Here is a 14,690-nt window from a genome sequence, read left to right as displayed (position 1 = left end):
GGCGGCCGTACGACGGGTTCGAAAGTAAGGATTGCCATCCGATCGACGCCGTTGGCGCGAGCGCGCGCCGCTGTCAGCCGCCTGAAGGCGTCTCGCTCCCGCGGGCGTCGCCGGTCGCCTCGATCCAGTCGCGGACCGCCTCGATCCGGTCGCTGATCGGCGGGTGATGGGTCGCCAGACTGTAGAGCAGCCCCGCCTCGCGGCGCGTGTCGTTCGCGTCCGCGAGGCGCTCGAGGGCCGCGACCATCGCCTCGTGGCCGACACGTCGGGCGGCGTAGGCGTCGGCCCGGAACTCCTGCCAGCGTGCGAGCCCGCCCAGCAAGACGACGTGATAGACAGCGTAGAGCCCCATGAACGGCAGGAAGAAGCCGAGGAAGCCAAGCGCTTCCTCGAGCGCGCCGAAGCCGACGAACTCGGCACCGGCGATCCACGCGCCGAAGACGGCGACGGTCAACAGCCCGCGCTGCCAGAGGTGCCGGCCCGCGACGTGGCCGAACTCGTGAGCGAGGATCGCGCACAGTTCGTCGTCGTCACACTCGGCCAGCAGGTAGTCGGTCAGGAAGACGTACCGCAGGCCGGGAACGGTGCCCGCAACGAGAGCGTTCGCGGTCTTGGTCGACTCCCCCTCGAGCAGGAAGAGTCCGCGGGGCCGATAGCCCAGGTCCGCACAGAGACGGTCGACCCGTTCGCGGCGCTGGTCCTCGAGCGGGACCCGGTCCTGAAAAATCACGATCAGGTACGGCGAGAGACCGAAGCCGACGAAGATGACGGTCCCGAGCCCGCCGATCAGGACCGGCAGCGACGAGCCGAAGACCGACTGGATCGCGAAAAAGCCCGCCAGTGCGACCCCGACGGAGACGGCGGTGATTCCCATCACCGCGAGGATGCCCTTGACGACCCGCCACAGCGACGCCGACGTGTCCCGGAGCGAGCGCACCGTCGGGTAGGTGCCAAGCGCCATCCCCACGAGCGGCAGCGTCACGACCCCGAACGAGACCAGCACGATCGCGCCGAACTCGAGGACGGCCAGACCGGCGATCTCGGGGCCGCTAGCGCCGACCGCAGCGAGCGCTCGCTCGCTCAACTCGAGCGCGTACAGCTCGATGATCGCTGCGACCGGGAGGGTGAACCCGCCGACCTGCTGGGCGCGGTTGAGGCGGTGGAGTCGGTCCTCGATTGGTTCGTCCGACGCCTCGACTCGAGTCGCATACGCGCGAAAGACGAGAAACGGAACCACCGCGAGTCCGATCAGGAAGGCGGCGGCGACGAACATACCGGACCTTCACCGGTTCGGCTCAAAATACTGTTGGGTGGGCCACATGACGAGGGTCGAGCCACAGCGTTCCGCGGTCCCCACGTGACTCGAGCCGAGCGGGTCTCGAACGCCGAGACCGGTCCTCGTCCGGCGTTGCGGTCGACGGCAACCTTCTATACACTGCCGAGTCAACGGACTGCCATGCGAGACGTCTGTATCGTCGGCGGGGGCGTCGCCGGCCTCGCCGCTTCGATCTTCACCGCCCGCGCGGGACTCGACACGCTCGTCGTCGACGGTGGCGAGTCGATCCTCGCGCGCAACGCCAGCCTCGAGAACTATCCCGGTTTTCCCGACGGGGTCGACGCCCGGCGCTACCTGCAACTGAGCCGCGAGCAGGCCCGCACCGCCGGTGCCGAGTTCGAACTCGGGCGCGTAACGCGTGCGGAACCAGTAGCCGAGACGGACCTCGAGGCGGGCTTCACTCTCGAGACCGAGGGTGGCGAGCCGCTCGAGGCCCGCCGGGTGATCGCGGCCTCGTGGTCGGACAGTGACTATCTCGTGCCGCTGGACGTGGGTCGCATCCAGCGAGGGAGCAAGCACTTCGTCAGCACCGATGCAGCCGGGCGGACGGCCGTCGACGGCGTCTACGCCGCGGGCCGGCTGGCCGAGGAACCCCATCAGGCGATCGTCGCGGCCGGCCACGGCGCGAAGGTCGGCCTCGCCGCCGTCCACGACTCCGACGCGAACTTCTACCACGACTGGGTCACCCCCGAGGGCTATTTCACCGGTCGCGGCCGCGAGGTGCCGCCCGGCTGTGAGGAGATCGACGACGACGAACGGCGGCGACGGGACGAGCAGGCTAGGGCGCGGATGCTCGAGGCGTTCGAAGAGCCGTTAGACGAGGCGCCGACGATGCACCCGAGCGTCGATCGGGAGTAGCGCCCGTAGCCGATCAACAATTGGTATCTGCATTGATCGACCCTTTGACATCTGAGGAGCCCTTACAGTCGACAAAATCCGCATCAGTGACGTTGCCCTGAATTATTGATGTGTCTTTGAGTGTTACGTCATTATCGCCAGCGTCGACGTCGTCGTCAACCTTTGAGCCATCGTTAAGAGTAATATCGTCGGTAGCAGTGATGGATCCCTGGATATTATGATCACTTTTGACAGTAACGCTGCCATCACTGGTGATATCACTCCCAATAGTACTACCAGTATTATCGATCACAATATTGAGATCGTTATCGGTCGTAGTAATCGATCCCCCAACATCAGTTCCACCTTCTACGGTTAGATCACTGCCGCCACCCGTAAGGCGGACGCTCCCACCAATAGTCGAGGAGTCCTTCAACTGGAAGTTCTTCGAACTATTTACGTAGCCATCGACGGTCCCGTCATCTATTTTTATTTCATCGGTTGTACTTATGTTTCCGATTAGTTCTCCACCATCTCTAACCGTCACTGGACTGTCAATCCGATCATCACCATCGGTGAGATCACATTCGACGACTTCGCCATCTTGAATCACGATTGGATCGCCGTCATCGATTTTTTCGTCGATTTCGTCCGTACAGTCGGCACCATACGTAGCACCTGAGACACCCCGCAGTTCGTAGGTGTCGATCAACGTTTCGGCACCGATTATCTGAATCACGTCACCCTCCTCGAGGCTGTCCGGACAATCACCATCCTCCACGGTCGTCACAGCCCCTTCCTCGAGATCACCGCCACTGCCCCACATCCCGCAACTGCCCTCGCCCTCGAGTTTGATCTCCGTGCCGTCGGCGGTCAGTTTCTGTACGTCAGTCAAGCCGATCGCGACGGTCCCGTTACCATCCTCTTGATAGACGAACTCCGCTCGAGGGGGGCTGTCGACGAGATCGGTACTCAGAACGGCCGCGCCGAGAACTGCCATCGCCATCGTGATCATCCCGATCAGGAGGACGGTCCCGACCACGACCGAGACGCCCCGGTCGTCGCGAGACGAGCGACGCAAATTCATTGGATGTACTTACTATCACAGTCGAGGGTGTCATAGAACAGTTCTCATACCAGAGAGCAGGGTGAACGCTGAGGTGGTATGAGCCCAGCGACCCTGCAAGATAATCCTACGGTAGAGACGTTCTTCAATGCCGTGGAGACGGAGACGCTAGCGCTGTTCGAGCATCTCTCCTTCGAGTTTCTCGAAGAATTCGACGTGTTCGCCCCGGCGGAGACGGGGCGAACACGAGACCACGAACCACCCGAGATGATGCGTGGGTTTCTGCACTGCTACTACAAGGATATCTACGGCATTCGTCCGGTTGCGCGAGAACTGAACAACACAGTCGTCTGGCTCAGCTGTGGCTTCGATCGACCGCCGTCGAGAGACGCGGTCGATCGTTTCCTCACCGATCTCGAACACGTCATCGACGAGATTTTCGACCACCTCGTCGAGCAGGCCGCCTTGCGGGGCCTGCTCGACTTGACCTACTCGATTGATTCGACAGACGTGAGAACGATGCCAGCCGATCAAGACGCGTCGAAATGCTACGATCCAACGGCTGAAGAGTACTACTACGGCTACGGCTGCACGATCGTTTCGACTGGTTCAAAGATCCCGATTGCAGCGGAATTCACCGAGAGCAAACAAGCGCCAGAAGAGACGGCGATGCGCGTCACGCGTGACGCGCTCGCCGTCGACACTCCGATCTGGATGCTTGGAGACAGCGCCTATGACACACTCGATTGGCACGACTACCTGCTGACCGCAGGAGTCGTGCCAATCGCCCCGTACAACGCACGCAACACCGACGATCCACTGGACATAGAGTACAGGGTCGAAGACCGTATCAAAGAACACAGCAAGGACGTGAAGTTGAAGCAATCGACGTTAGATGAGACGTACAACTGCCGGACAGGCGTCGAACGAACTAACGACGCAGTCAAGGACTGCGGCCTCGGGCACGTCCACGCCCGAGGCCGCGTCCATGCACGAGCACAAGTGTTCCTGTCGTTGTGTCTGCGTCTCGTTATTGCGATCACCAACTACGAACGAGGAGATAATCCGGGAAGCACGATCATCACGGTGTGACAAGAGTTCTATGACACCCTCATCACAGTCACTAACGGTTTTCGGTGGCGAACTCGTCGACTTCGCTTGGTAGCACGAAACGGCGACGACGGACGAGCGGTGCGATCGCGGGACGACGGTACGCCTAAAGGGACCCCTTCCGAAGTACCCGGCATATGCTCGAGGGAGTCAACGTCGCGCTCGGGGTGACGGGATCGATCGCGGCCGTCAAGACGGTCGAACTCGCCCACGAGTTGCGACGCCGGGGGGCGACGGTTCGCGGCGTGATGACTGACAGCGCACAGGGGATCGTCCACCCCTGGGCCGTCGAGTTCGCCACCGAGAACGACGTCGTCACCGAGATTACGGGTAGCGTCGAACACGTCGATCTCTGTGGGTACGACGGCTGGGCCGACGTCTTCCTGATCGCGCCCGCCACCGCGAACACGGTCGGCAAAATTGCGGGGGCCGTCGACGACACCCCGGTCACGACCTGTGCGACGACCGCGCTCGGAGCCGACACTCCGGTCGTGATCGCGCCCGCGATGCACGAACCGATGTACGACCACCCCGGCGTCCTCGAGGCCATCGACACCGTTTCCGGGTGGGGCGTCGAGTTCGTCGATCCGCGTCTCGAGGAGGGGAAGGCCAAGATCGCCAGCGAGGAGGCGATCGTCTGTGACGTCGCCCGCGCGGCCGGCGATCGCCCCCTCGAGGGTGCGTCAGTCGTCGTCACCAGCGGCGCGACCAGCGAGTCGATCGATCCCGTCCGGATCATCACGAACCGCTCGTCGGGCAAGATGGGCCGGGCGGTCGCGAAAGCCTGCTACGTTCGCGGTGCGGACGTGACGCTGGTCCACGACGGTCCCGAGGTACCATACGCCGACGTTCGCGATGTCGAGAGCGCCGCGGAGATGCTCGCGGCGACGCGGGCGGCCTGCGAGGACGCCGACGCGATGGTGTCGGCGGCCGCCATCGGCGACTACACCGTCGCGGAAAGCGACGAAAAGATCCGCTCAGGTCAGGAGTTGACCCTCGACCTCGAGCCGACGCCGAAGCTCATCGACGAGATCCGCGCCGAGTTCCCGGAGTTGCCGATCGTCGGCTTCAAGACCGAGACCTCCGGCGACGAGGAAGCGATGATCGAGCAGGCCCGGACGACCCTCGAGCGGGCGGGGCTGGCCTTCGTCGTCGCTAACGACGCGAGCGTAATGGGCAAGGACCGGACGAGAGCGCTGCTGGTCCACGCCGGCGACGCCGCCCGCTACGAGGGGACAAAGGCTGGGCTGGGCGGTGAGATCGCCGAGTCGATCGCGGCGGTACTGGGTGCGGACGAGACATCGAAGTAATCGGATAGGTTGGTTCAGGAGAATTATATAGGTGCAGTTCATCGCCCGAACCGATGGGAATACGATCGGGTACGGGACCACACGCGCTGCCGGCCGGGACCGGGAGCGCGAGGTGATCACGGTGGCCCAACAACAACGTCCGCCGGACGCCGACGCTGACGAGGCCGATGGCGGCGAGAATGACGAGAGTGACGAGGTCGACGACCAACTCACCAAGGGAGAAATCTTCGAAGTACTGCGCAATCAGCGACGGCGGTACGTCCTCCAGTTTCTCAAACAGGACGACCGTCCCGTCGAACTCGGCGACCTCGCCCAGCAGATCGCCGCCTGGGAGTACGAGACGACCCTCGAGGGGGTTACCCCCGAACAGCGAAAGCGGGTCTATACGACGCTGCAACAGACACACCTCCCGAAGATGGACACGTCGGGTATCCTCGAGTTCGACTCCGATCGGGGCGTTATTGAGCCGACCGAACGAACCCGGGACATCAGCGTCTACCTCGAGATCGTTCCTGGCCGGGAGTTCGCCTGGCGGGAGCTGTACCTCTCGCTCGGTGCGATCAGCTGTGCGCTGGTCGCCGCGCTCTGGCTGGAGATCTATCCGTTGACCGCCCTCTCGAACCTCGCCTGGACGGCTATCATCGCCGTGACGGTGACGGTCACCGCCGTCGCACACATCTATCACGAACGCAACATGCGGCTCGGCCACGGCGAGCAGCCACCCGAACTCAGCTACGGCGAGCAGTAAGGGGCCCGAGACGCCGTGGCGACGGGACGAGACGGAGAACCGACCGGATTTCGACGCCTGCAATTCTCGTTCGCGCGTATCGTCAAGTTTTACTCCGCTACCGTCCCACCGACGACATGGATCAACTCAAGCAGTCCCTGCTCGAGGCTCCGATCATCGAGAAGAACGGCTATCACTACTTCGTCCATCCGATCAGCGACGGGGTCCCCAAGCTCGACCCGACCCTACTGCGCGAAATCGTCATCCGGATCATCCGGAAGGCCCAGCTCGAGGAGGTCGACCGGATCGTCACCCCGGCCGCGATGGGCATTCACATCTCCACCGCGGTCTCGCTGATGACCGACATCCCGCTGACCGTGATCCGCAAGCGACAGTACGGCCTCGACGACGAGGTCGCGATCTCCCAGAAGACCGGCTACTCGGAGAACGAGATGTACATCAACGACGTCCGGGAGGGCGAGCGGGTGCTGGTCCTCGACGACGTTCTCTCGACGGGCGGGACCCTTGCAGCGGTACTGGATGCCCTCGACGGGATCGGCGCGGAGGTCATCGATACGGTCGCGGTCATCAAGAAGGTCGGCGGCGAGAACAAGGTCGACGACGCGGGCTACGACGTCAAGACGCTGATCAACGTCGACGTCATCGACGGCGAAGTCGTCATCATCGACGAAGAGGGCGACAACTGAGACGTCTCGATACGTTGCGTTAGCCTTCGAAAATCGACCCGGACCCGAGCCGCCGTGCCACCGAATTCCTGTTTTTACCCCGCTAACGACCGCATCTGTGCATTTGTGTGTCAATCGGTGCAATAAACCTCAGTTCAACCTTCTCCCGTTGTCGGTAAGTTTATAATGATTGTCTTGGCAACTCATGTTTATGGCCGACATACCGGATGCATCAACTGTAGATCGATCGCGACGACAAATGCTTGCTCTCCTCGGTGGCAGTGCATCGGTCGGACTGGCTGGGTGTTCGGCCCTCCTCAGCGACGACGAGGAAGACGAGGAAACCGACTACGAGACGACAGAACACGCTGAGAAAGCACAGGAGGCCTGGGAGCGCATCGTGAACAACCCGGGCCCCGACGCGGAAGAAACGCGTACTCAGGCGTACATCGAGATCGAGGAGGCCGTCCGGGACGACATGGTCTTGCTCCCGATGTACCACAGCAAGGGTGAATTCTTCTGGTACGACAACGTCGAGCTTCCCCGGCTCGGTGCCCTCGGCCGCCACCACGTGAAACACAACCGGACGAAAGTCGAGGGTGATTCGGAACTGAACCTGATCAACGCTTCCTTCGACGAGCTGGACCCGATCATGTCGACGGACACCGCGTCCGGCGAGGTCATCGTCCAGCTCTACGATACGCTGACCAACTACCCGGCCGGCGTCGCCGAGGTCGAGAATCAGCTGCTCGATTCCTTCGAGACGTCCGACGACGGGCTGACGTGGACGTTCACGCTCAAAGACGGCGTCCAGTTCCACGACGGACGGGACCTAACCGCCGACGACGTCAAGTACTCGTTCCGCCGGCTCGCCGAATCCGAGTACAGCGAACGATCGAACTTCGTTACCAGCTCGACGAGCGGTCTCGGTATCGTACACGAGACGACCGACGACGGCGGTGTGGCTCCTGACTCGTTGGCGATCGACATCGTCGACGACCTCACGTTCGAGGTCACCCTTCAAGAGCCGAATCCGGCCGTACTGGACGTCCTCACGCACACCGGATTCGCCGTCGTTCCGGAGGGTCTCGTCGGCGACATTGAGGGCTATGACGGCGAGGTCAGCCACGACGAGTTCCGTACCGAGATGGCCAACGGGACCGGGCCGTTCGAGTTCGACGAGTTCAACCCCGGAGAAGACGTTCGGCTCGTCCGCAACGACAACTTCTACGGGACCGTCGCGAGCGTCGAATCCGTCCACTGGGAGATCAACGAGGACCCAGAATCGAAGTTCACCTACGCGATGGAGAAAAACGCCGACTTCTTCGAGATTCCGACCTCGTACTACGATCCCGGCCTCATCGACGCCGAGACCGACGACAACAACCGGGAGTTCGGTACGTACGGGGAGTTCGAGAACGGCGAGACCACGAACTACCTCGCGGTCCCCGAACTCGGCACGTACTATTTCGCGTTCAACGTCACGAACGTCCCCGCACCCGTTCGAAAGGCAGTCGCGCACGTCGTGAACCACGAGGAGTTCGTCAACGATATCCTCCAGAACCGCGGCTTCGAGGCGTTCAGCTTCACGCCGCCGACGATGTGGCCGACCGGAGCGGACGGCTATCAGGACTGGAAAGACGAGTGGCCCTACGGCGTCAACGACATGCAACGCAGCGAAGCGAAAGACCTCCTCGAGGAGGCCGGCTTCACCGAAGACGATCCGTTCGAGATGGAAGCGACCGTCTACAAGTCCAGTCCGACGTTCCAGGACATGGCCGACGAGATCAAACGCAGGCTCTCCGGGATCGGCATCGACCTCAAGACCAAGGCGACGGAGTTCTCGACGCTCCAGGACCGCGGTGAGGACGGCGATCTCGAGATGTACTCGCTCGGCTGGATCTGGAGTTGGCCGGACGTCGCGTACGGCCACTTCAGCTTCGAGCCGAAGAACACCGATACGTCGAAGATGCCGAACGAAGCGACCGGCTACTACCTCGACTGGCAGGCGAACCTCGAAGACGAGTCCTAACGGCGACGCGACCCCGCTGCCTATCCCCGTTCTTGAGACAAAAAGAAGCAAAATATTCAGATGCATGTGGGAAAACTAAGCGAACGGACATCTATGAACGATTGTTTGAAAAACGACCTCCGAACCGCCCGTAAGCGCCCATGAGTCGGTGGAGATACTTCTTCAAGCGGCTCCTGCTCTCCGTGCCGGTCCTCTTTCTCGTAATGACGTTCATATTCGCACTATTACGGATGGGACCGATCGACCCCGTGGCCGCTCGACTCGGCCCCGAGGCGTCGGGAGCCGAGGCCGCGCGAATGCGCGAACGGCTCGGACTCAACGACCCGCTCTGGGAACAGTACCTTGACTTCGTGACGAACTTCCTGACCCTCGATCTGGGTCAGTCCTGGGTCATTTACGGCGACATGGAAGTGACTCGAGTCATTTCGTTTGCGGGTCCGCCGACGCTCTGGCTGGGGTTCTGGGCGATCCTGCTCCCGCTGTTCATCGGTATCCCGCTCGGGTTCTACGCCGGGCTGCGGCCCAACAGCGGGGGCGACTACGTCGCCTCCGTGAGCGGTATCCTCTGGCAGGCGATGCCGAACTTCTGGCTGAGCATCATCCTCCTCGCCGTCCTTCGCAAGACCAAACAGGGCGGCTGGTTCGGGTTCGATTGGTACACGTTCGGCCCGGATATCAGGAGCATCACGGGAACGCCCGATCTGACGTTCGTTACGGCGGCCGGTATCGACTGGGGGACGATCGCTAGTGATATCAAACTCATCCTTCCGCCGGCGCTGGTCCTCGGATCGGCTTCGATGGCCGCGGAACTCCGTATCGGACGGACCGCCATCCTCGAGACGATCAACTCGAACTACGTCGAGACGGCCAAAGCGAAGGGCTTGACGGACCGCGCCATCATCTGGAAACACGTCTTCAGAAACGCATTGATTCCGCTGGTGCCCGTCATCACGAACGAGGCGTTCCTGTTGATCGGTGGCTCGGTCATCGTCGAGTATATCTTCAACATCAACGGTCTCGGGAAGATCTTCTTCCAGGCGACGCTCCAGGGAGACCTGCCGCTTGCCGGGGCGTTACTGTTTATCTTCACGCTGGTCATCATCCTGTTGAACATCTTCCAGGACCTCCTGTACACGATCATCGATCCACGAGTGGGGTACGAACGATGAGTATGAGTACATCCTTCGAACCGAACGAGACGACAGACGAATCGAGGCCCCTCCGTAAACGCGTCGCCGACAATCCCGACCCGGCGCGGTTCTGGTTGCTTGGCACCGCTGTATTGGTCGCCCTCGAGTTCGGCCGATTCATGGGCTGGGCCTACCAGCTCGTGGGGGCAGTCAAGTACGTCATCGGCCTGGTGGGGCTGCTGCCAAGTTGGATCGGCGACTCGGTCGGCGAGGCGACCGTTCCGATAGTTAGCTACTTCGTCAGCGACGCGATCACGCTGCTCTTGCTGTTCGGACTCTCCGTTCTCGTCACCAGGTTCACGTCCTGGTCCGCCACGGACCGGTTCGATGTCGGTCTGAGCGATCGCATCGTCCGCTTCCTCGAGCGGGCCGTCCTGACCGCCGTCCTGGCCACGATCGCGGTTTTGCTCGCGTTCACGCCGGTCGGCGGACTCGTCGACGGCGCGATCGACGGCGTGTTCAACACCCTGTCGTCGCTTCCGACGCTCACGAGCCGCGAAGTCATCTCCAATCAGGGCCACAGAACGCCCGGCGGTGGCTGGGACGGAACGTTCCTCGGTCTCTCACCGGCAGTGGCGTGGGGGATTCGTACGTTGCTCGTCTACGGCTACGCGCTTGCCGTGATCGTCTGGACCTGGAAAGGGTATACGATCTTTCGGGAACACTACCGGCAGGCGGACTGGACGCCGCGTGACGACACGCTCGGTCGATTCCGATCCCACTACTGGGGACAGTTCGGCCTGATCGTCGTACTCATGTTCATTGTCACGGCGTTGTGGGCACCGGCCATCAGTCCCACCACGGCAGACCAGAACATCGCCTCTCCCTACGAGTACGAGGTCGAGTATCTCACCGACGACGGCGAAGTCGCGACGACCACGCCCGGACAGGCGAACCTCAACAGCCAATCGAACGGACAAAACACCATCGGTCCGATGAGTTACGACGATTACGACCGCTGGGCACCGCTGGGGACGACATCATCGGGACAAAACTTGCTTACCCATATAGCCTACGGCGCGCAGACGTCACTGGTGATCGGGCTGCTCGCGATCGGCCTCGGCGGACTGATCGCAGTCACGATGTCGATGCTGACCGCCTACTACAAGGGACTCGTCGACGTCCTGACAGTGATCGCGAGCGACACGATCATCTCGATCCCGGCATTTCTGCTCGTGATGATGTTATCTGTCATCTTCAACCAGGGGAATCACCCGATCGCGGAACCGCTCAACGGCGGAGTCCTCCTCGGGCTGATCTTCGCGTTCGTCTACTGGCCGGGGATGTGGCGGACGATCCGCGGCCCGTCGTTACAGGTCGCCGAGGAGGAGTGGGTCGACGCCGCACGGAGCTACGGACAGTCACCGGTCAACACAATGCGTAAACACATGGCCCCGTACATTGCAGGGTATATAATGATCTACGGCTCTCTCCTGCTCGGTGGGATCATCATCTCCACGGCCGCGCTCTCGTTCCTCGGCCTGGGCATCGAAGGGTCGACCCCCGAATGGGGACGACTCGTCAGTGACGGGCGATCGTTCGTCGGTACGTCGTCGTGGCACGTTGCGACCATCCCGGGGCTGATGATCGTCCTCGTGGTCACCGCCTTCAACGCACTGGGTGATGGCCTCCGAGACGCGATCGATCCGGAGGCGGATACCGGCGGGACAGACGACACCGGTACTGCAGCAGCTGGAGGTGGTGGATAATGTCGGCGGAGACGGAAGCCAAGCCGATCCTCGACGTTCGGAACCTCCAGACGGCGTTTTTCACCGACAAGGAGACTATCCGAGCGGTCGACGGGGTCTCGTTCGACATCCAACGGGGCGAAACCGTCGGCATCGTCGGCGAGAGCGGATCGGGCAAGAGCGTAACCGCCCGGTCGATCATGGGACTCGTCGACTCGCCGGGACGGACCCTTCAGGGCAGTAGCGTCCGCTTCAACCACCTCGAGACGGTTCGAGAGTACGCCTCGGAGTTCCCGGGTCGTACCGTCGACCTCGAGACGGTGGCGGCCGACTACGACCCGGTTGCCCTGTTCGACCGCGAGACGATCGATATCACGCCGGCGGCGTTCGGCTGCGAGAGGGCCAGTGACGTGCCGCTTGCGGACGTCGTCGCCGCCGGCTACGGCGACGAACTCGGTCTCGTCGACGAGGACGACTGCGTGTTCGTCACCGACGGAAGTCCAGAGACGCCGACGGAGATCGCCGACGGATTCGTCGAGATCACGCGTCTCAGCGGCGAACCGCGGCGACGCATGCGCGGTGGACGGATCGCGATGGTGTTCCAGGACCCGCTGACGAGTCTCAACCCCGTCTACACGGTCGGAAACCAGATCAAGGAGTCCGTCCGGCTCCACCAGGGACTGCGGGGCGAAGCGGCGACGCAGGAAGCGATCGATCTGCTCGAGGCCGTCGGCATCCCCGACGCTCGTCGCCGCGTCAACGAGTATCCACACCAGTTCTCCGGCGGGATGCGTCAGCGAGCCGTGATCGCGATGGCGCTTGCCTGCGAGCCGGAGTTGCTGATCTGCGACGAGCCGACGACGGCACTCGACGTGACGATTCAGGCCCAGATCCTCGACCTGCTCGCCGATCTACAGGCGGAACGGGATCTCTCGATGATGTTCATCACCCACGACATGGGTGTGATCGCGGAGATCTCCGATCGAGTAAACGTCATGTACGCCGGAGAAATCGTCGAAACGGCCGGCGTGAACGAGCTGTTCTCGGATCCGAGGCATCCGTACACGCGCGGCCTGCTCGAGTCGATTCCGGGACAACAATCCGGTGACCGGCTCCAGACGATCGAAGGGAACGTTCCGACGCCGAACGAACCGGCGACATCCTGTCGGTTCGCACCGCGGTGTCCGAAGGCGTTCGACGAGTGTGACGCCGTTCATCCCGTTCCGGTCCCGGTCGAGGAGGGGACCGACGATCACACCGCGGCGTGCTTGCTCTGTCCCGGCGACCGTTCGACGGACAAGGCGGTCGACCAGCATCGACGACGAAACGCGAGACGGACCGGAGGCGATACCGAATGAGTCACGAACTGAGCCAGGAGCCGATAGCGACCGAGACCGACGTACCGACCGACAGCGACGGCGACGTGATGATCGAAGTCGAGGGGCTAAAGACCTACTACGAGGACGGCGGCCTCCTCGGTGGAACGCCCGTCAAGGCCGTCGACGGTGTCTCGTTCGATATTCACCGTGGCGAGACGCTCGGCCTCGTCGGCGAGTCCGGCTGTGGCAAGACGACGCTGGGGCGAACGCTCCTGCAACTCGAGGACGCGACCGACGGCGAGGTCCGGTTCGACGGCGTCGATATCACGACCCTCGAGGGCGACGACCTCCACGAGTGGCGACGAAACGCCCAGATGGTGTTTCAGGACCCCGAATCGAGCCTCAACGACCGAATGACGATCGGCGAAATCGTCCGTGAACCGCTGGACGTTCACGAGTGGGAGACGCCGCAAGCGCGACGCCAGCGCGTCAAAGAGTTGCTCGATACCGTCGGTCTCCAGCGCGAACACTACTACCGCTATCCCCACCAGTTCTCCGGCGGCCAGCGCCAGCGGATCAGTATCGCCCGTACCTTGGCGCTCGAGCCGGACTTCGTCGTCCTCGACGAACCGGTCTCGGCGCTCGACGTCTCCGTGCAGGCCGAAATCATCAACCTGCTCGAGGACCTCCAAGACGAGTTCGGGCTGACCTACCTGTTTATCGCACACGACCTCTCCGTCGTCCACCACCTCTGTGACCGGGTCGCAGTGATGTATCTCGGGAACGTCATGGAGATCGGGCCGACCGAGGAACTGTTCACCGATCCGTCGAATCCGTATACGCACGCGTTGCTGTCGGCGATTCCGGAGCCAGATCCGACAGTCGAACGCGACCGAATCACGCTCCACGGGACGCCGCCGAACCCGCGGTACCCGCCCGCCGGCTGCCCGTTCAGTACGCGCTGTCCGGCACGAATCCGTCCGGCGGAGTATCAGGACCTCGACGACGAACTCTGGAATCGACTCAATACGCTTCGTGAACTGCTCAGCGAGCGCCAGCGCGCGGACCGCTCGGTTCGCGATCGACTCCGCGCGGCAGTCGGGAAAGACACGCGCTTCGGGACGGTCGAGGAGACCTACGACGAACTGTTCGGGGACCTGGAGGTGCCCGCGCGCGTTCAGTCGGTGCTGGACGAAATCGCGACTCTCGCTCGAGACCACAACGAGAGCGAGGCGATCGCCGTCTTCAACGAGGCGTTTGGCAGCGTCTGTGACGACGAACCGCCGGCGTATCACGACATGGGCGATGGCGGCCACCAGAGCTACTGTCACCGGCACACCGACGAGTATCGATCTCCGGATGCCGTCATCGAGAACCGCCACGGGTGAC

Annotated in this window: 12 protein-coding genes; 10 read left to right on the top strand and 2 right to left on the bottom strand. The window is 62.5% G+C overall.

Annotation, left to right across the window (positions count from 1 at the left end; translation table 11 throughout):
- Positions 1-73: 73 nt before the first annotated feature.
- Positions 74-1,273, bottom strand: coding sequence for a M48 family metalloprotease (locus NATPE_RS14215; RefSeq protein WP_006181212.1), 1,200 nt, complete (start codon positions 1,271-1,273; stop codon positions 74-76).
- Positions 1,274-1,456: 183 nt separating this feature from the next.
- Between NATPE_RS14215 and NATPE_RS14210 the strand changes: the two genes are divergently transcribed.
- The gene (locus NATPE_RS14210; protein ID WP_006181210.1) at positions 1,457-2,194 is read left to right on the top strand and encodes an NAD(P)/FAD-dependent oxidoreductase; all 738 of its coding nucleotides are present in this window, start codon (positions 1,457-1,459) and stop codon (positions 2,192-2,194) included.
- A gap of 13 nt (positions 2,195-2,207) precedes the next feature.
- Here the strand turns inward: NATPE_RS14210 and NATPE_RS14205 are convergent, their stop codons facing one another.
- Positions 2,208-3,260: a type IV pilin gene (locus tag NATPE_RS14205; protein ID WP_006181209.1), complete on the bottom strand. Its 1,053-nt coding sequence runs from the start codon at positions 3,258-3,260 to the stop codon at positions 2,208-2,210.
- A gap of 78 nt (positions 3,261-3,338) precedes the next feature.
- On the opposite strand from NATPE_RS14205, the gene NATPE_RS14200 reads away from it, so the two are divergent.
- From NATPE_RS14200 to NATPE_RS14160, 9 genes are all read left to right on the top strand, one after another.
- Positions 3,339-4,331, top strand: a complete 993-nt coding sequence (locus tag NATPE_RS14200; protein WP_015299157.1) for an IS5-like element ISNpe16 family transposase — start codon at positions 3,339-3,341, stop codon at positions 4,329-4,331.
- 155 nt (positions 4,332-4,486) lie between these two features.
- A complete protein-coding gene (gene coaBC, locus NATPE_RS14195; RefSeq protein WP_006181207.1) occupies positions 4,487-5,659 on the top strand; it encodes a bifunctional phosphopantothenoylcysteine decarboxylase/phosphopantothenate--cysteine ligase CoaBC in 1,173 nt (390 codons plus the stop codon).
- Positions 5,660-5,771: 112 nt separating this feature from the next.
- Positions 5,772-6,407 (top strand): DUF7344 domain-containing protein, encoded by a 636-nt coding sequence (locus tag NATPE_RS14190; RefSeq protein ID WP_049804892.1) that lies wholly within the window; start codon positions 5,772-5,774, stop codon positions 6,405-6,407.
- A gap of 116 nt (positions 6,408-6,523) precedes the next feature.
- Positions 6,524-7,093, top strand: coding sequence for a hypoxanthine/guanine phosphoribosyltransferase (hpt, locus tag NATPE_RS14185; protein ID WP_006181204.1), 570 nt, complete (start codon positions 6,524-6,526; stop codon positions 7,091-7,093).
- A gap of 238 nt (positions 7,094-7,331) precedes the next feature.
- The gene (locus NATPE_RS14180; RefSeq protein WP_006181203.1) at positions 7,332-9,104 is read left to right on the top strand and encodes an ABC transporter substrate-binding protein; all 1,773 of its coding nucleotides are present in this window, start codon (positions 7,332-7,334) and stop codon (positions 9,102-9,104) included.
- 140 nt (positions 9,105-9,244) lie between these two features.
- Positions 9,245-10,273: an ABC transporter permease gene (locus tag NATPE_RS14175; RefSeq protein WP_015299156.1), complete on the top strand. Its 1,029-nt coding sequence runs from the start codon at positions 9,245-9,247 to the stop codon at positions 10,271-10,273.
- Positions 10,270-12,003 carry an ABC transporter permease gene (locus tag NATPE_RS14170; protein WP_006181201.1) on the top strand — a complete coding sequence of 578 codons (1,734 nt, stop codon included), beginning with the start codon at positions 10,270-10,272 and terminating at the stop codon, positions 12,001-12,003. Before NATPE_RS14175 ends, NATPE_RS14170 begins: the two co-directional genes overlap by 4 nt.
- Positions 12,003-13,340 carry an ABC transporter ATP-binding protein gene (locus NATPE_RS14165; RefSeq protein WP_006181200.1) on the top strand — a complete coding sequence of 446 codons (1,338 nt, stop codon included), beginning with the start codon at positions 12,003-12,005 and terminating at the stop codon, positions 13,338-13,340. The genes NATPE_RS14170 and NATPE_RS14165 overlap by 1 nt, the downstream gene beginning before the upstream one ends.
- Positions 13,337-14,689 carry an ABC transporter ATP-binding protein gene (locus tag NATPE_RS14160; protein WP_006181199.1) on the top strand — a complete coding sequence of 451 codons (1,353 nt, stop codon included), beginning with the start codon at positions 13,337-13,339 and terminating at the stop codon, positions 14,687-14,689. Before NATPE_RS14165 ends, NATPE_RS14160 begins: the two co-directional genes overlap by 4 nt.
- Position 14,690: the final 1 nt, after the last annotated feature.

The organism is Natrinema pellirubrum DSM 15624 (assembly GCF_000230735.2).
In the GTDB taxonomy this organism is placed as follows: Archaea; Halobacteriota; Halobacteria; order Halobacteriales; family Natrialbaceae; genus Natrinema; species Natrinema pellirubrum.
Note: the sequence above shows the minus strand (reverse complement) of the source record. Positions and strands in the feature narration are given on the sequence as shown.

What these genes read in the sequence shown, in the direction of transcription:
- NATPE_RS14200 (WP_015299157.1), top strand. Translation starts at nt 3,339, where the DNA reads ATGAGCCCAGCGACCCTGCAAGATAATCCTACGGTAGAGACGTTCTTC.
- NATPE_RS14175 (WP_015299156.1), top strand. Translation starts at nt 9,245, where the DNA reads ATGAGTCGGTGGAGATACTTCTTCAAGCGGCTCCTGCTCTCCGTGCCG.
- NATPE_RS14210 (WP_006181210.1), top strand. Translation starts at nt 1,457, where the DNA reads ATGCGAGACGTCTGTATCGTCGGCGGGGGCGTCGCCGGCCTCGCCGCT.
- NATPE_RS14180 (WP_006181203.1), top strand. Translation starts at nt 7,332, where the DNA reads ATGCTTGCTCTCCTCGGTGGCAGTGCATCGGTCGGACTGGCTGGGTGT.
- coaBC (WP_006181207.1), top strand. Translation starts at nt 4,487, where the DNA reads ATGCTCGAGGGAGTCAACGTCGCGCTCGGGGTGACGGGATCGATCGCG.
- hpt (WP_006181204.1), top strand. Translation starts at nt 6,524, where the DNA reads ATGGATCAACTCAAGCAGTCCCTGCTCGAGGCTCCGATCATCGAGAAG.
- NATPE_RS14165 (WP_006181200.1), top strand. Translation starts at nt 12,003, where the DNA reads ATGTCGGCGGAGACGGAAGCCAAGCCGATCCTCGACGTTCGGAACCTC.
- NATPE_RS14215 (WP_006181212.1), bottom strand. Translation starts at nt 1,273, where the DNA reads ATGTTCGTCGCCGCCGCCTTCCTGATCGGACTCGCGGTGGTTCCGTTT.
- NATPE_RS14205 (WP_006181209.1), bottom strand. Translation starts at nt 3,260, where the DNA reads ATGAATTTGCGTCGCTCGTCTCGCGACGACCGGGGCGTCTCGGTCGTG.
- NATPE_RS14170 (WP_006181201.1), top strand. Translation starts at nt 10,270, where the DNA reads ATGAGTATGAGTACATCCTTCGAACCGAACGAGACGACAGACGAATCG.
- NATPE_RS14160 (WP_006181199.1), top strand. Translation starts at nt 13,337, where the DNA reads ATGAGTCACGAACTGAGCCAGGAGCCGATAGCGACCGAGACCGACGTA.